Raw genomic sequence first — 16627 nt, forward strand, 5'->3', positions numbered from 1 at the left:
CTGATCAGGCGGCCGCCTTCGCCCGGCTCATGCGCTTGCGCTCATTGGGATCGAGATAGCGCTTGCGCAAGCGGATGGTCTTGGGCGTCACTTCGACCATTTCATCATCGTCGATATAGGCGATGGCCTGTTCCAGCGTCATCTTCTTGGGCGGGGTCAGGCGGATCGAGTCATCCTTGCCGCTGGCGCGGAAGTTGGTGAGCGCCTTCGACTTCATCGGGTTGACTTCAAGATCTTCGGGCTTGGCGTTCTCGCCGATGATCATGCCTTCATAGAGGGCTTCGCCCACGCCCACGAACAGGATGCCGCGTTCTTCCAGCGGACCCAGGGCATAGGCATTGGCTTCGCCCGCGCCGTTCGAAATGAGGACGCCGTTCTTGCGCCCTTCAATCTTGCCCTTGTGCGGGCCATATTTTTCGAACAGCCGGTTCATGATGCCCGTGCCGCGCGTGTCGGACAGGAATTCGCCATGATAGCCGATCAGGCCGCGCGACGGCGCAGAGAAGGTAATGCGGGTCTTGCCGCCGCCCGAGGGGCGCATGTCGGTCATTTCCGCTTTGCGGATGTTCATCTTGTCGACGACCGTGCCAGAAAATTCATCGTCCACGTCGATGACGACGGTTTCATACGGTTCGGTCTTGCCGCCGTTTTCGTCTTCGCCAAACAGCACGCGGGGACGGCTGATCCCTAGTTCGAACCCTTCGCGACGCATGGTTTCGATGAGAACGCCCAGCTGAAGTTCGCCACGGCCGGCGACTTCGAAACTGTCCTTGTCTTCCGATTCGGTGACCTTGATCGCTACGTTGGATTCCGCTTCGCGGGCCAGTCGATCGCGGATCATTCGGCTCGTCACCTTGCTGCCCTCACGACCGGCCATCGGCGAATCATTGACGGCAAAGCGCATCGACAGCGTCGGCGGGTCGATCGGCTGCGCCTTGATCGGCTCGCTGACCTGCGGGTCGGCGATGGTGTTGGCGACGGTCGCGACGGTGAGGCCAGCAAGGCTGATAATGTCGCCCGCCTTGGCTTCGTCCACCGGCACGCGGTCCAGGCCGCGGAAGGACAGGATTTTCGACGCGCGGCCGGTTTCGATCACGTTACCGTCCACATCGAGCGCGTGGATCGGCTGGTTGACCTTGAGCGTGCCCGACTGGACACGGCCGGTCAGGATGCGACCCAGGAAATTGTCGCGGTCGAGCAGCGTCACGAGGAAGCTGAACGGCGCATCCTCGTCCAGCGCCGGCGGCGGTACATGATCGACGATCTTCTGGAACATCGGCTCCAGCGTGCCTTCGCGGCGCTGCGGGTCTTCGCTGGCATAGCCGTTGCGGCCCGATGCGTAGAGGACCGGGAAGTCGAGCTGTTCGTCATTGGCGTCCAGCGTCACGAACAGGTCGAATACTTCGTCCAGCACTTCCTGGATGCGCTCGTCCGGGCGGTCGACCTTGTTAACGACGACAATGGGCTTCAAGCCCAGCGCCAGCGCCTTGCCGGTGACGAACTTGGTCTGGGGCATCGCGCCTTCCGACGAATCGACCAGCAGGATAACGCCGTCGACCATCGAGAGGATGCGTTCCACCTCACCGCCGAAGTCGGCGTGGCCGGGGGTGTCGACGATGTTGATGCGGGTGCCGTTCCATTCGACCGAGGTGGGCTTGGCCAGAATGGTGATGCCGCGTTCCTTTTCCAGGTCGTTGGAATCCATCGCGCGCTCTTCCACGCGCTGATTGTCGCGGAAGGTGCCGGACTGGCGGAAAAGCTGGTCGACGAGGGTGGTCTTGCCATGGTCGACGTGCGCGATGATGGCGATATTACGCTGGGACATGAACGGCCTTTGGGATCGGGTTTCCCGGTTCGGCACCACGCCGGGACGGGACTATCGGGCGCGCCCCTACAGGAAATGCCGCGCTGCGGCAAGGGCAGGCGCATCGGTGGAGGGATGAGACAGAATAACATGGATAGTTGCACAGCCGTATAACTGCTTTATGGAAGCAACACAGGATCGCACCATCAGAAAGGACCATTTGCCCATGCGGCTGCCTATCTCCCTGACTCTTGTTTCTCTGGCTGCGCTGGCGTCTCCCGCGCTTGCGCAGAAGGACGCGCCCGACGCGCTGAAGCAGCATGCCGAAAAGGTCGCCGAGGCGGTCGCGGCCAATTGGGCCAGCGCGCCGGTCGAGGAAGTGACGCAAAGCGGCAAGGGGACGGCGCGGGTGGATGGCAAGAGCATCGCCTATACCCAGACGGCGGGTACGCTGACCATCCGCGATGAACAGGGCAAGCCGATGGGGAGCATGTTCTATACCGCCTATACCGCGGCCGGAAAGAACCGCCCCGTTACTTTCTTCTATAATGGCGGCCCGGGGTCTTCGTCGCTCTGGCTGCGCATGGGAAGCTTCGCGCCGATGCATGTGCGCACCACCGACCCGCAGGCGGTCAAGCCCGCGCCGTTTGACGTCGGTCCCAATAATGACAGCCTGATCGGCAGCACCGACATGGTATTCCTGGACGCGATCGGGGCGGGCTATTCGCGCCCGATTGGCGACACCAAGGGTTCGGACTTCTACGGCGTGGATCAGGATGTGGACGCCTTTGCCAAGGCGATCATCCGCTACACGACCAAGAACGGCCGCTGGGGCGACCCCAAATATATTTTTGGCGAAAGCTATGGCACGACCCGATCGGGCGCGCTGGCGTATCAGCTGGAGGATCGCGGTCTGGCCCTGAACGGCGTGGTGCTGCTGTCATCGATCATGAATTACGGCATCCGCCAGTCGGGGTTCGACACCATCCATATCGGCTATCTGCCAAGCTATGCCGCCACCGCATGGTATCATAACAAGGTGCCCGGCGGCCGCCCCGCCAGCCTGGAAGCCTTTGTCGAGGAAGCGCGGGAATTCGCCAATGGCCCCTATGCCACTGCGCTGCTGAAAGGATCCGACATCACGCCGCAGGAGACGGACGAGATAGCGCGCCAGCTCAACCGCTATACCGGCCTGTCGGTCGATTATCTCAAGCGCGCGAATTTGCGCGTCAACCTGTCGCGTTTTCGCAAGGAATTGCTGCGCGACGAGCATGCGACGCTGGGGCGGTTCGACAGCCGCTATACCGGCATCGACGCTGACACGGCCGGCGAGGAACCGGAATATGACCCGTCGAGCACCGGGATCACCGGTCTCTATGTCGGCAGCTTCCTGGATCAGGTGACGCGCCAGATCGGCTACAAGACGGACTTGTCCTATCGCCTGAGCGCACGGGAGGGCGGCGATTTCAAATGGGACTGGAGCCACCAGCCGCCCGAAGGGGGCAAGCAGAATGTCGCCGACGTGACCGCCGACCTGTCGGCCGCGATGCGCACCAATCCGCATCTGCGCGTGCTGTCCCTGAACGGCTATTATGACATGGCGACGCCCTTCTTTTCGACCGAGCGCGACCTCAAGCACATGATGCTGGAGCCGCAGCTGCGCGGCAACTTGCAGTTCCGCTATTATCCGGCGGGCCACATGGTCTATCTGAATCCCGAGGCGCTGCACCAGATGCGGCTCGACATGGAGCGCTATTACGCGGAAGGGGCGCGCTGAGCCCCGCGGTCAATAGCGCAGGCGGGGATACCAGTCCGGGGCGCGTCCGTCCGGCGTTAGATCGAGGATGGACCAGAGCGGCGCGATGTCTGGCGCGTCACGCGGGTCCTGCCCCGGATCGGCCATCTCCATCCGCATTTCGCTCTTCCAGAAAAGACGGACTTCGTCTCCGTCGCGGCGGAAGACCACAAGGGCTGGGTTTTCGGTGCCGTCGTCGTTGATCAGGCCAAGGTCTCGCGCATAATCGTCGCCGACGGTCTGCACGAAGTCGAGGTCGCGCCACTGACGTTCCTGCGCAAACAGGAACTGCCGCTCGACCGGACTGCGGCCGATGATCTTGAGCGCGACGCGCTGCTTGATGTCGGCTGCATTGCCGTTCACCGCGCCTAGCCAGTTGGTGCACATCGGACAGGGCCGATTGCGTTGCGGTCCGAACATCCAGAAATAGGCGACCAGCGTATCATGCTCTCCAAACAGGTTCACCAAGCCGGTTTCGAAGCCCTGTTCGTCGAGAAAGCGATAGTCCTTTTCGATCACCGGGCCGGGCGGCAGTGCTTGTCGCTGCGCCGTAAGGCGCGTCATGTGGCGGCGAAATTCGATTTCCTCCACCAGTAGCGCTTGTCGCGCCTGCGCATAGGCTTCACTTTCGCCGGGGAAGGCAGGCTTGCGGTGCGCAGCGAGGTCCCGGGCGGATGGTAGCGGTTCGGTCATGGCGCGGCCCTTTCTCCAGTGGTCAATGATCGCTGGCGGCGAAGGCGCCAATGCCGGTTTCGGCGCGGACGCGCTGGGCTGGATAGCCCGCCTTGTCGATCGCCGCGCGGGGCGAGCGGTCGACTAGCGAAATGAGCCAGATGGCGAGGAAGCCGGCGGGCACCGAGACGATCGCGGCCGAACTATAGGGGAAAGGCGCATCCCCCAGCCCGAAGGTCGTCGTCCAGACCGCCGGCGACAGCAAGGTCAGCACGAAAGCCGTGAGCAGCCCGATCGTCCCGCCCCAGGCCGCGCCGCGCGTGGTGCATCCGCTCCAGAGCAGGGACAGGATCAGCACCGGGAAATTGCCCGACGCGGCGAGCGCGAAGGCGAGGCTGACCATGAAGGCGACATTCTGCTTTTCAAAGACGAGGCCGAGCAGCACGGCAAGCGCGCCGAGCGCCAGCGTGGTGATCCGCGACACGCGCAGTTCATCGGCCGAGCTGGCCTGCCCGTGGCGCAGGACGGTGGCGTAAAGATCATGGCTGACGGCAGAGGCGGCCGAGAGCGTCAGGCCCGCGACGACAGCGAGGATCGTGGCGAAGGCGACCGCCGAAATGAAGCCGAGAAAGGCATTGCCGCCGATGGCATGCGCCAAATGGATCGCCGCCATATTGCCGCCGCCGCGCAAGGCCCCCTGCCCGTCAAGATAAGCGGCATTGGTGCCAACAAGCAGGATCGCGCCGAAGCCGATGATGAAGGTCAGGATATAGAAATAGCCGATCCAGCCGGTCGCCCAGAGCACCGACTTGCGCGCCTCCTTCGCGTCCGGGACGGTGAAGAAGCGCATCAATATGTGCGGCAGGCCCGCCGTGCCGAGCATGAGCGCAAGGCCGAAGGAGATGGCGGACACGGGGTCCTTGATGAAGCCGCCGGGCGCCATGATGGCGCGGCCCTGCTGGGCTGCCTGGTCCGCAGACGCGCCGGTGGCCAGCGCGGCCTGCGTCTTCACCTCGACGGCGCGGGCGAACAGGGTTTCCAGGCTGAAGCCGGCCTGCGCCAGCACCATCACCGCCATGAAGCTGGCCCCGCCCAGCAGCAGCACCGCCTTGATGATCTGGACCCATGTGGTCGCCCGCATGCCGCCGAACAGGACATAGAGCATCATGAGGCCACCGACGATCACCACGGCGGCGGCATAGGGCAGGCCGAACAGCAATTTGATGAGTTGCCCCGCGCCCACCATCTGCGCGACGAGGTAGAAGCTGACGACCAGCAGCGTGCTGACCGCTGCGAAACTACGCACCGGCGGCTGGGCGAAGCGGTAGGAGGCGACATCGGCGAAGGTGTAGCGACCAAGGTTCCGCAGCCGTTCGGCCATCAGGAACAGGAGGATCGGCCAGCCGACGAGGAAGCCGGTGGAATAAATGAGGCCGTCATAGCCATCCGTGAAAATCTGCGCCGATATGCCCAGGAAGGAGGCGGCCGACATATAGTCGCCCGCCATGGCGAGGCCGTTCTGGAAACCGGTGATGCCGCCGCCCGCGGTATAGAATTCCGACGCGGTACGGGTGCGCGCGGCCGCCGCCTTGGTGATCCAGAGCGTCAGGCCGACAAAGGCGACGAACATCGCGATCGCCACCCAGTTGATGGGCTGGCGCTGCACCTCCCCCTCCAGCGCGGCGGCGAAGGCGGGCGTGGGCAGCAACAAGGCCCATGCAGCAAGCAGCGCCTTCATGCGCCATGATCCCGAATTATGGCGGCCATCTGCGCATCATGATGGCGATTGGCCTGGCGCACATAGAAACCGGTCAGCGCGATGGCGAGCAGGATGAGGCCAAGGCCGAGCGGAATGCCAAGCGAGGTGATGCCCGTCCCGACCGGCGTCGCCAGCAGCGCAGGGCGAAAGGCGATCAGCAGCAGGTAGCCGACAAAGGCGATGAAGATGACCGCCGAGAGCGTCCAGCCCAGCCGCGACCGGCGCGCCACCAGCGCTTCATAGCGTGGATCAGCCGCGACAGCCGCCACCAGCCTGTCCTGTTCGTCCTGCACCCTGCCCCCTTCCCATCATGCGGCGAGCGTCGCCATATTGCGGCCATGCTAGCCCGGCGGCGGGCGATTGCAATGGCGGGGGCGCAGGCCTTATAACAGGAGCTGGAAAAGTTGCGCAGACTTGCGACTGACTGTTTTATGCACATATAACAGTTCGTGCCGCCCTTGGGCTTATCAGGAGATGACATGGCTTCGACCGCGCCCACCGCTACCGCTGACCCGCTCAACCTGACGCCGCCCGATCCAGTGCCGGCGGTCGCGCCTGACAAGGCCGCGGGGCTGGTGCCGATCGACGAGGAGAAGAAGTCCAAGCTGGACGAGAAGGTCGACGCCTTTGTCGAGGATCTGGTCGCGCAGGACGCCAATTCGCCCGAATTCGGCAAGCGCGTGGATCAGCTCACGAATATGGGGCGCAAGGAAATCGCCGAGGCGGCCGGACACAGCAACCGCTTCCTGGACCGGCCGGTGCGCGCGATGGACAGTGACAGCAAGGTCGGCGCCGACCTGGCCGAATTGCGCCGCACGGTCGAGGATCTGGACCCTGGCAAGCGCGGCAGCCTGCTCGCGCCCAAGAAGCTGTTCGGCATCATCCCCTTCGGCAACAAGATGCGCGACTATTTCGACGGCTATAAAAGCGCGCAGGGCCACATCAATTCGATCCTGGGCAGCCTTGCCAGCGGCAAGGACACGCTGATCAAAGATAATGCCGCGATCGATGTCGAGCGGCAGAATATGTGGGCCACCATGGGTCGCCTGGAACAGATGATCCATATCAGCAAGACCATGGACGCGCGGCTGGAAGCCAAGGCGATGGACCTGGATTCCACCGATCCGGCCAAGGCCAAGGCGATCCGCGAAAGCGCGCTGTTCTACATCCGCCAGCGCACGCAGGATTTGCTGACGCAGATGGCGGTGACGGTGCAGGGCTATCTGGCGCTGGACCTGGTCAAGAAGAACAATGTCGAGCTGGTGAAGGGCGTCGACCGCGCGAGCACAACGACGGTGGCGGCGCTGCGGACGGCCGTGACGGTGGCGCAGGCGCTGGTCGGGCAACGCCTGGTGCTGGAACAGATCACCGCGCTCAACACCACGACCGCCAACATGATCGACCGGACTGGCGAACTGCTGAAAAGCCAGACCGCGCAGATCCATGAGCAGGCGGCGTCGAGCACGATCCCCATCGAGACGCTGCAGCGCGCTTTCCAGAATATCTACGACACGATGGACAATATCGACACGTTCAAGATGAAGGCGCTGGAGAATATGAAGACGACAGTGAACACGCTGTCGAACGAGGTGGAGAAGTCCAAGGGCTATATCGCGCGGGCGCAGGGCCAGGCGCAGGCGGCGCAGGAAGCCCGCATCGACAATCCGCTGCTGAGCGCGATCGAGGGGTGAGCGGGATGCGCGCTGCTTCCTTCCGTTCGGTTCGAGCCTGTCGAGAACTGTTCCCGACACGCCGTCTCGGCAGGCTCGACGGCTACTCGAACCGAACGGAAACGGGACAAGCATGAGCCGGTCCGACCGCGTGCTGGCCGATGCCGAGGCGGTGCTGCGCCGCCATAGCGAACGCGGACGCAGCCTGTCGGCGCGGGCGCGCGACCGCCGCAATGCGTCGATCATGCGGCGGCTGGGGCGCATTGGCGGCGCGATCTTCGTCATCCTGATGGGCGCGATGATCGCCGGATGGTTCCTGCCGCTGGGCACCAATGGCGTGATGATCGTGCTGGGGCTGCTGCTGATCGCGACAATGTTTTTCGCATTGCTGCCCGGCGACCGTCCGGTCAGCGCCGACACGCTGGCGCAGACCGAACTGCCCGCCCTCCCCCTCAAGACCGAAATCTGGCTGGAAACGCAGCGCAAGGCCCTGCCCGCGCCGGCCGTGACCCTGATCGACAGCATCGGCGTGCGGCTGGAGACGCTGGCGCCGCAGTTGGAGCGGCTGAATGAACAGGACCCCGCGGCTCTGGAAATCCGCCGCTTGCTGTCGGATCATCTGCCTGAGCTCGTCACCGGCTATCAGTCCATTCCCGCGCCCATGCGGCGGGAGGAACGCAATGGTCGCGTGCCCGAAAAGCAGCTGGTCGAAGGGCTGGGCGTCATCGAGGCGGAAATTGCGCGCATGACGGAAAATCTGGCCAGCGGCGACCTTGACAAGCTGGCGACGCAGAACCGGTTTCTGGAACTGAAATATCAGGAAGCCAAGGATCTGGGCCGCTAGTGCCGGCCTGATCCCGTCATGATCCACCTGACCCTCATCATCGTCGATTTCCTGACCGGGCTGCTGGCGGCCGGGGCCTGGGCGCTGGCGTCGGCGGGGGGGGCTATAGCGGCGGTCGTGGGTGGCGGATTTCTGGGCCTGTCGATGGTGCGGAGGTGGCGGCGCAAGAGCTGATCAGCCCTGGTGCAGCACCCGTTCTATGACAGGGCCGGGCAGCGCCGCATCGAAATGAAGCCCGAACCGCTTGCCGCCTGCCCATACGACCCGGCCCGCAACACCCAGACAATCCGCATCGATCAGCACACGATCGCCCGCGCCGAACAGCGTATCGCTGTGGCACAGCGCGCCGGTTGCCGACAGGTCGAGCAGATGCCCGCGCACGGATGCGCCATCGCGCCACAGGGAAACGGGTTCGAATAATTTATGGCGCGGCGCGCGTGTAGGGCCGAAGGACAGCTCTGTCCTGGGTTCACTTTGCGTCATGCTTTACCTCCCGGATGCCTACTATAACGCATCGGCAGGGACATGGGATCATCCTTTCAGCCTGATCGCCATATTAACCCTGTGATCGCTGGTTGATCGCGCAGGGGATGATGGCGGACGGATCCGGGCGCGCCACAATGCGGCGGAACCGCGCGAAATAGCCCCCAGCCGTTGGTTTGGGGATGAGTTCCTCCATGCGAAAACCCATGGTCGCGAGTTCGCACGCCAGCAGGCGCGGCGGCGTACCGTGCTGATCAGTCGGCCGATCCGCATCGACGACGATCAATTCGCCGTCGGGCTTAAGCGCCGGGCTAAGATGCCAGAGGAAGGCGTAAGGCTCTGCAATCTCATGATACATATGGACCATCAGAATGCGATCGAAGCTGTTTTCGGGCAGGCGCGGGTCTTCGGGCGCGCCCAGCTTGACGCTGACATTGTCCCATTCCTCACGCGTGATGCGCCGCGAGAGCGCCTCTATGACTTCGGGCAATATGTCTTCGGCCAGGACCCTGCCGGTGGGGCCGACCCTTTGGGCCAGACGCACCGTATAATAGCCTTCGCCGGCGCCGATGTCGGCGACGGTCATGCCGGGACGGATGCCCGCCCGGTCCATGATGTCTTCCGCCTCATTGACGCGATCGCGCGCTTCCTCGCTGGACCAGCGGGTCGATACGATCGGCGCCACCGGGCGATCGGCGCGGGGAAAATCACGGGCGGCGACAGGGCGCTGGGACGCATTGCCGCCGCTCAACTGATCGCAGGCGGACAGGAGGACAAGCACGCCCGCCAGTGCCGCCCGGATCATCAATCGACATCCTCCACATCGACCTTCTCGCCCGTCACCTTCTGGCTGAGCGCGGCCGCCATGAAAGGATCAAGCGCGCCATCCAGAACATCGTCTGGCGAGGTCGAGGTGACGCCGGTGCGCAGGTCCTTCACCAGCTGATAGGGTTGCAGCACATAGGAGCGGATCTGGTGGCCCCAGCCGATTTCGGTCTTGGCCTGATAGTCGCTCGACGCGGCTTCCTCGCGCCGCCGCAGTTCGGCTTCATAGAGGCGGGCCTTGAGCATGTTCATCGCGGTGGCGCGGTTCTTATGCTGCGAGCGGTCATTCTGCGACGCGACGATGATGCCCGAGGGAACGTGGGTGATGCGCACCGCGGAATCGGTGGTGTTGACGTGCTGCCCGCCCGCGCCCGATGCGCGATAGGTGTCGATCTTGAGGTCACTCTCCTTGACCTCGATATCGATATCATCGTCGATCACCGGATAGACCCACACGGATGAAAAGCTCGTGTGGCGGCGCGCGCTGCTGTCATAGGGGCTGATGCGGACGAGGCGATGGACACCGCTCTCTGTCTTGGCATAACCGTAGGCGTTTTCGCCCTTCATCAGGAAGGTCGCCGACTTGATCCCGGCCTGGTCGCCGGCCTGATAGTCCACCAGTTCGACCTTGTAACCGCGCCGTTCGGCCCAGCGGCGATACATGCGGCTGAGCATTTCGGCCCAGTCCTGGCTTTCCGTGCCGCCCGCGCCGGCGTGGATTTCCAGATAGGTGTCGTAGCTGTCCGCCTCCCCCGCAAGCAGCGCCTTGATCTTGTCCTCGTCCGCCCGGTCGGCCAGCGCCTTGAGCGCCGCGACCGCTTCGTCCACCATGCCTTCATCGCCCTCGGCCTCGGCCATCTCGATGAGTTCGGCAGTATCGGACTTTTCCGCCTCGATCGCGCGGGTCGCGCCGATGGCGCTGTCGAGCCGGGTGCGCTCGCGCATCACCTCCTGCGCCTGCTTGGCATTGTCCCACAGGGTCGGGTCCTCGACGCGGGCATTGAGTTCGTCCAGCCGGCGCAGCGAGCGGTCCCAGTCGAGCGACTGGCGCAGCAGGGCAAGCGCGGCATCGATACGGTCGATATATTGCTGCGCTTCGGCGCGCATGGTCATGTCTCCAATAGGCGGCGCAAGGCCGTGTGCGGCCGCTGTAGCGGGTTGCGGCCGTCTTGTCGAAAGCGGGTTACTTCGCGATACGCGGGCACTTCGTCAAGGGTCAGCCCTGTGTCACGCTTTCGAGCACCGCGGCGCGCAGTTCGGGCAGACCCATGCCCTTCTCGCTCGATGTGGCGATGATGTCGGGATGAGCGGCCGGGCGCTTGCGGATCGCGTCGGCGGTCTGCTGCGTCACGGCGGCGAGCGCGCTCGCCTTGATCTTGTCCGCCTTGGTGAGGACGATGCGGTAGCTGACAGCCGCGCCGTCCAGCATGTCGAGCATGTCGGTATCGACATCCTTGATGCCATGGCGGCTGTCGATCAGCACCAGCGTGCGCTTGAGCGCCGCGCGGCCGCGCAGATAGTCGTTCACCAGGAATCGCCATTTCTTGACCATGTCCTTGGGCGCCTTGGCATAGCCATAGCCCGGCATGTCGACGAGGCGGAAACGCAGCGGATCGCCGACGTCGAAGAAATTGAGTTCCTGCGTGCGGCCGGGCGTGTTGGACGTGCGCGCCAGGCCGTTGCGGTTGGTGAGCGCATTGAGCAGCGAGGATTTGCCCACGTTCGAACGGCCCGCGAAGGCGACTTCATTCACCGCCATGTCGGGCAGGAATTTAAGATCCGGCGCGGACTTGAGGAAGGCGATCGGCCCGGCAAAGAGCTTGCGCGCGTCCTCGATCAGGTCGGGATTGTCTTGGTCGGTCACAGCAACATCCGTTCGGTTCGAGAACCCTGAGCCTGTCGAAGGGCGAGAACCCCGTGCGCCGTTCTCGACAAGCTCGAACCGAACGGAGGTAGGCGTTGGCGCTATTTCGCCGGCACTGCGGCTGCGGGCACCGGGTGCTTGCGATAGAGCCACCATTGCTGCGCCATCGACAGGCAGTTGTTGGTGATCCAGTAGACCAGCAGGCCCGCCGCGAAGGGCGCCATGATGAACATCATCATCCAGGGCATGATGCCCATGATCTGTTGCTGCATCGGGTCCATCTGCGTCGGATTGAGCTTGAACTGGAAATACATGCTGATGCCCAGCAGCAGCGCCAGCACGCCGATGCCCAGGAACGCGGGCGGCGTGAAGTCGAGCAGGCCGAAGAGGTTCAGGATATGCAGCGGATCGGGCGCGGACAAGTCCTTGATCCACAGGACGAAGGGCTGGTGCCGCATTTCGATCGTCAGCATCAGCACCTTGTACAGCGCGAAGAAGATCGGGATCTGGATGAAGATGGGCAGGCAGCCGGCGAGCGGGTTCACCTTCTCCTGCTTGTACAGCTCCATCATCTTCATCTGCAGCTGCTGCTTGTCGTCCTTATGCTTTTCCTGCAGCGCCTTCATCTTCGGCTGGAGCGCGCGCATCGCCGCCATGCTGGAAAACTGGCGCTGGGCGATCGGGAACATGATCGCGCGCACGACGAACGTCAGGCAGATGATGGCGACGCCGAAATTGCCGATATGTTCAAACAGCCAGTGCAGCAGCGCGAAGATCGGCTTTTCGAACCAGTAAAACCAGCCCCAGTCGATCGCCCGGTCGAACAGCGGCACGCCGGCGTCCTGATAGGCTTCGAGCGTCTTCACTTCCTTGGCGCCGACGAACAGGCGCTGCGTCTGCGTCACCGCCTTGCCGGGCGCGACCATGTTGGAGCCAAGCGCGACATCGGCCTGATATTGCGTGCCCGCGCCCTTGCGGAACTGGCCGGCAAAGTCGGCGTCGGCAGCCGGCACGAGAGCAGACAGCCAATATTTGTCGGTGAAACCGATCCAGCCGCCCTTGGACTGGAAGCTCTGGACCGACGGTCCCTTGTCGAGATCTTTGTAATTGACATCGTAATTGGCCGCGCCGTTGAAGACACCCATGGGTCCGACATGGATGGTCCAGGTATCGGGATCCTTGGGAATGCCGGTGCGGCTGATATAGGCATAGGGCTTGACGCCCACCGTGCCGGTGCCGGTGTTCGACACTTTCTGCGCGGCAGTGATCATGTAGTTGTCATCGACCGACAGGCGGATTTCGAAGAGCTGCCCCGCGCCGTTGTTCCAGCTGAGCGTTACCGGGCTAGTCGGCGTGAGTGCGCTGCCCTGCGCGGTCCAGAGCGTGTTGCGATCGGGCGCGCGCAGCCCTTCACCCTGCCAGCCGAAGCCTGCGAAATAGGCGTCCTGCGTGCCCGACGGGCTGTAGAGACGAACGGCCGGCGAATCCTTGGCGATCGTTTCCTTGTAGGTCGGCAGGACGATGTCATCGATGCGCGCGCCCTTGAGGTTGATCGAGCCGGTCAGCTTGGCCGTGCGGATGGGGATGCGCGGACTTTCCCTGAGCACGAGCGCACGGTCTCGGATCGCGGCCGGGCTGTCGGCGGCGGGGTCCGCATCGGGCCGGGCGACGGGGACCTGCTTGCCGCCCTCAATCTTTGTGGCGGGCGGATTGGCCGTGGGGAAGAAATAGTTGGAGATATAGGGCCAGCCGAACAGGATCGCCGCGGTCAGCAGCACCGCCAGGATGATATTCTTCTTGTCGTCCACGCTTTTGCGCTCCGCCGTCTTGTGATCTGTCGTGTCAGGGCACCGGATCGTAGCCCGATCCGCCCCATGGGTGGCATCGCATTAGCCGCTTGAACCCCAACCAGCTACCCTTGATCGCGCCATATTTGCGCACGGCCTGAATCGCATATTCTGAACAGGAGGGCGCATAGCGGCAGGTGGGCGGCAGGATTCGCGACGGACCAAGTTGCCAGAAATGCGCGATCAGGATGAGCAGGCGCGCGATCATCGGGGGCTGCCGGGACTTTTCGCGCGCGCAGGCTTGCCCTTGCGGTGCGCGGGATCGCGCGGCGCATCGACCGGCCGCGTCATGATCTTGCCAAGCGCCTTTTCCAGTTCAGCACGCAGCAGGGAGAAATCCCGCTCAATCCCGCCTTCCCGGCCGATCAGCACATGATCGGCGCCGGCAATGCCAAGGGCGGGCAGCAATTCGCGCGCCAGAACGCGAAAACGGCGCTTCATCCGGTTGCGGATGACAGCGCCGCCAATCTTTTTCGTGACCGTGATGCCATAGCGCATCGCCGGATCACCGTCGCCGCGTTCGCGCACCAGCAGGACAAAGCCCGGCATCGGCGCACGCCGTCCGCGATTCGCCGCCAGAAAATCTGCGCGCCGGACCATGATGGCCGGCGCGACAGGCTGATCCGGCGATGATGTCAGGCGCAGAGATTCTTGCGGCCGCGGGCGCGACGGGCGCGCATCACATTGCGGCCGCCGGGGGTCGCCATGCGGGCGCGGAAACCGTGACGGCGCTTCCGAACCAGATTGCTCGGCTGAAAGGTGCGCTTCATCGTTCATTCCTCAAAAACAACAAGAGAATCGGGTGTGACAAAAAAGGGCCGCTTACGCAGCGGCCGCCAGTCAGGGGGCGTCCGATAGGGAAAAGGGATGGGGAAGTCAATGGCGGGAAGGCAGGCAGTCCGGCAATCGGTATGACTTACTTGCCGCGCGCCGTTGCCACACCTTCCTTGAGCGCGTCATAGCCGACCGCGCCGCTCAGCACCTGATCGCCGATGACGAAAGTGGGCGTGCCGGTCGCCTGCAATTTCTGGGCGAGCGCGATGTTCGACTGGATTTCCGAATCATATTTGCTGGACGCCATCGCCGCTTCGGCATCCGCCTTGCTGATGCCGGCCTTTGCCGCTGCGGCTAGGATGGTGTCGCGCGTCACGCGCCCGGCAGCGTAGAGCGCCTTGTGATAGGGCATATACTGGCCGCGCTCGGCCGCGAGTAGCGACACCTTGGCAGCGTCGCCGCTTTCTTCCGACAGGATCGGCAACTCGCGATAGACGACCTTCACCTTCTTGTCCGACCCCACCAGCTTGCCTAGATCAGGCAGCGAGGCACGGCAATAACCGCAGGCATAGTCGAAAAATTCGACCACGGTAACGTCGGCGTCCGCCGCCCCTTCCCATGCGCCGGCATAGGGGGTTTCGAGCGCGCTGCGGCTGGCGTCGATCACGCTGGAGAGGCGCTTGGATTGCAGCTTCTCAATCGCCTGTGGAATGATTTCGGGATGCTCCAGAATATAATCATGGACGATCTGCTCGATCGCGGCCTTATCGGTCGCGCCGACGCTGGCGGGAGCCTGAACGGCGAGCGCGGCGCCGGCAGCGGCGGCGATGAAGGCGAAAGCGCCAAGGGTCATCTGGATGGTCCTGTTGGAAAGGGCCGCACGAAAGCTCGGCCGGTTCTGATCTGTCATTGCTATCTTTTCTTCCGCTGCTGCTCGACCGCGGCGCGCGAGGTCATGGCGATATCCTGCGCGCGCAGATAGTCAACCGTGCCGGGCTGCAATCCCTGCACCGCAACGTCGGCGCTGCGCAGCGCCAGATTATGATCGCCCATCATCGCATAGCGTTCCGCCGTGGCGAGAGCGGCGCGCGGCGTGTCGCCGCGCCGCTCGTAAACGACACCCAGCTGATACCAGGCAAAGGGATTTTCGCGGTCACGCTGCACCGCCACGCGCAACACCTGTTCGGCCTCCGCGAAATTGGCCGGGTCCTCGGTCGCGATGAGCGCGTGAGAAAGAAGCACGGAAATCAGCGGCTGATTGGTGATCTTCACCGCTTCGCGCAGCGGCGCAATCGCGTCGGCGGGCCGCCCGCTCTCCAGCAGGATCTGGCCCTTCAATTCCAGGAAATAGGGATCATGCGGCGCGGCGGCGAGCAGCGCGTCGGCCTCGGCCAGCGCCTTTTGCGGATAGGCGCTTTTGTGCCAGGCATAGGCCCGGGCATAATGGGCGGGGAGCGACTGGTCGCTTTCGGGATATTTGATGAGCGTTTGCTGCGGTTCGGACACGAAGCCGATCAGCTTCGCCTTGATCCGCTCGAACCGTGCCTCCAGCTGCGGGTCGACCGGTCTGTCCCAGGCGGGATCGACCTCATAGACCTCCCGCAGGACGCTGATGCGTTCGCCCGACAGCGGGTGGGTGCGCCCATAGCTATTGTCCTGCGGAATGGCCAAGCGATATTCTTGATTTTGCAGCTTCTTGAAAAATTCAAGGCTCCCCCGGCCACTGATCCCGGCACTGTGGAGATAGCGCGCGCCGGCAAGGTCGGCGGAGCTTTCCTGCGCACGGGAGAAGGCAAGGAATTTGCTCATCGCGGCCTGCTGGCCAAGGCCCATGATACCCATGCCCGCTTCCGCGCCGCCCGCCGCGATCGCCGCCGCGCCGAGTACCAGGCTGAGCAGGGTGACGCTTGTCGCGTCCTTGATCCCCTCGCCCGAGCGGATGATGTGCCCGCCCTCGATATGTCCCAGTTCGTGCGCGACCACGCCCTGCAACTGATTCACATTGTCCGCCTGCGCGATCAGGCCGCTATGAACCCAGACATATTGGCCGCCGGCGACGAAGGCGTTGATTTCCGGGTCGTTGATAACGAGGACCTGGACATTTTTCGGCGTCATGCCCGCCGCCTTGACCAGCGGCGCGGACATATCGCCCATGAAGGCTTCGGTTTCGGCGTCGCGCAAAATCTGCTGAGCGAGCGCGGGGCGGGTCATCAGCGCAAGCGACGCCAGCGCAAGAGCCAGAAACTGGAGCAGACGGGCCATCACCCGCCGCCCTTGCCATGGCCGTCCT

The 16627-nt window shown here is 63.8% G+C and carries 18 protein-coding genes; 4 read left to right on the forward strand and 14 right to left on the reverse strand.

What is annotated here, in order from left to right:
- Positions 1-4: 4 nt before the first annotated feature.
- On the reverse strand, positions 5-1825 hold the full coding sequence (gene typA, locus LL253_RS12630) for a translational GTPase TypA (RefSeq protein ID WP_009822717.1): 1821 nt from the start codon (positions 1823-1825) through the stop codon (positions 5-7).
- A 205-nt stretch (positions 1826-2030) separates the two neighbouring features.
- Between typA and LL253_RS12635 the strand changes: the two genes are divergently transcribed.
- Positions 2031-3581: a S10 family peptidase gene (locus LL253_RS12635; protein ID WP_228227413.1), complete on the forward strand. Its 1551-nt coding sequence runs from the start codon at positions 2031-2033 to the stop codon at positions 3579-3581.
- A gap of 9 nt (positions 3582-3590) precedes the next feature.
- On the opposite strand, the gene LL253_RS12640 is transcribed toward LL253_RS12635, so the two are convergent.
- The 3 genes from LL253_RS12640 to LL253_RS12650 are packed head-to-tail and all read right to left on the reverse strand — an operon-like array spanning position 3591 to position 6323.
- Positions 3591-4292: a DUF899 family protein gene (locus tag LL253_RS12640; RefSeq protein ID WP_228227414.1), complete on the reverse strand. Its 702-nt coding sequence runs from the start codon at positions 4290-4292 to the stop codon at positions 3591-3593.
- A gap of 22 nt (positions 4293-4314) precedes the next feature.
- Entirely contained in the window at positions 4315-6009 is a 1695-nt protein-coding gene (locus LL253_RS12645) for a cation acetate symporter (RefSeq protein WP_228227415.1), read from the reverse strand.
- Positions 6006-6323 carry a DUF485 domain-containing protein gene (locus LL253_RS12650; RefSeq protein ID WP_228227416.1) on the reverse strand — a complete coding sequence of 106 codons (318 nt, stop codon included), beginning with the start codon at positions 6321-6323 and terminating at the stop codon, positions 6006-6008. Before LL253_RS12650 ends, LL253_RS12645 begins: the two co-directional genes overlap by 4 nt.
- 186 nt (positions 6324-6509) lie before the next feature.
- Between LL253_RS12650 and LL253_RS12655 the strand changes: the two genes are divergently transcribed.
- The 3 genes from LL253_RS12655 to LL253_RS12665 all read left to right on the forward strand — a co-directional run bounded on the left by LL253_RS12655 (position 6510) and on the right by LL253_RS12665 (position 8718).
- Positions 6510-7721 carry a toxic anion resistance protein gene (locus LL253_RS12655; protein WP_009822722.1) on the forward strand — a complete coding sequence of 404 codons (1212 nt, stop codon included), beginning with the start codon at positions 6510-6512 and terminating at the stop codon, positions 7719-7721.
- A gap of 112 nt (positions 7722-7833) precedes the next feature.
- Entirely contained in the window at positions 7834-8544 is a 711-nt protein-coding gene (locus tag LL253_RS12660) for a hypothetical protein (protein WP_009822723.1), read from the forward strand.
- Between the two features lie 18 nt (positions 8545-8562).
- A complete protein-coding gene (locus LL253_RS12665; RefSeq protein ID WP_009822724.1) occupies positions 8563-8718 on the forward strand; it encodes a hypothetical protein in 156 nt (51 codons plus the stop codon).
- Here LL253_RS12665 and LL253_RS12670 read toward each other — a convergent pair whose 3' ends face one another.
- The 10 genes from LL253_RS12670 to LL253_RS12715 form a co-directional block, all read right to left on the reverse strand.
- A complete protein-coding gene (locus LL253_RS12670; RefSeq protein WP_009822725.1) occupies positions 8719-9027 on the reverse strand; it encodes a PilZ domain-containing protein in 309 nt (102 codons plus the stop codon). It abuts the gene before it with no gap.
- A 73-nt stretch (positions 9028-9100) separates the two neighbouring features.
- Entirely contained in the window at positions 9101-9832 is a 732-nt protein-coding gene (locus tag LL253_RS12675) for a class I SAM-dependent methyltransferase (protein ID WP_009822726.1), read from the reverse strand.
- Positions 9832-10959, reverse strand: a complete 1128-nt coding sequence (prfB, locus tag LL253_RS12680) for a peptide chain release factor 2 (RefSeq protein ID WP_228227470.1) — start codon at positions 10957-10959, stop codon at positions 9832-9834. The genes LL253_RS12675 and prfB overlap by 1 nt, the downstream gene beginning before the upstream one ends.
- Before the next feature lie 109 nt (positions 10960-11068).
- Entirely contained in the window at positions 11069-11716 is a 648-nt protein-coding gene (gene yihA, locus LL253_RS12685; protein ID WP_009822728.1) for a ribosome biogenesis GTP-binding protein YihA/YsxC, read from the reverse strand.
- Between the two features lie 101 nt (positions 11717-11817).
- Positions 11818-13524, reverse strand: coding sequence for a membrane protein insertase YidC (yidC, locus tag LL253_RS12690; RefSeq protein ID WP_009822729.1), 1707 nt, complete (start codon positions 13522-13524; stop codon positions 11818-11820).
- Between the two features lie 34 nt (positions 13525-13558).
- Complete coding sequence (yidD, locus tag LL253_RS12695; RefSeq protein ID WP_228227417.1) at positions 13559-13771, reverse strand: membrane protein insertion efficiency factor YidD; 213 nt, start codon at positions 13769-13771, stop codon at positions 13559-13561.
- Complete coding sequence (gene rnpA, locus LL253_RS12700; RefSeq protein WP_228220918.1) at positions 13768-14163, reverse strand: ribonuclease P protein component; 396 nt, start codon at positions 14161-14163, stop codon at positions 13768-13770. The genes yidD and rnpA overlap by 4 nt, the downstream gene beginning before the upstream one ends.
- A gap of 35 nt (positions 14164-14198) precedes the next feature.
- Positions 14199-14333, reverse strand: a complete 135-nt coding sequence (gene rpmH, locus LL253_RS12705) for a 50S ribosomal protein L34 (protein ID WP_021227954.1) — start codon at positions 14331-14333, stop codon at positions 14199-14201.
- Between the two features lie 146 nt (positions 14334-14479).
- Positions 14480-15247 carry a DsbA family protein gene (locus tag LL253_RS12710; RefSeq protein WP_050763035.1) on the reverse strand — a complete coding sequence of 256 codons (768 nt, stop codon included), beginning with the start codon at positions 15245-15247 and terminating at the stop codon, positions 14480-14482.
- Between the two features lie 2 nt (positions 15248-15249).
- Positions 15250-16599: a M48 family metalloprotease gene (locus LL253_RS12715; RefSeq protein ID WP_228227418.1), complete on the reverse strand. Its 1350-nt coding sequence runs from the start codon at positions 16597-16599 to the stop codon at positions 15250-15252.
- Positions 16600-16627 lie beyond the last annotated feature (28 nt).

The sequence above is a fragment of the Sphingobium soli genome (assembly GCF_020782245.1).
In the GTDB taxonomy this organism is placed as follows: domain Bacteria; phylum Pseudomonadota; class Alphaproteobacteria; order Sphingomonadales; family Sphingomonadaceae; genus Sphingobium; species Sphingobium soli.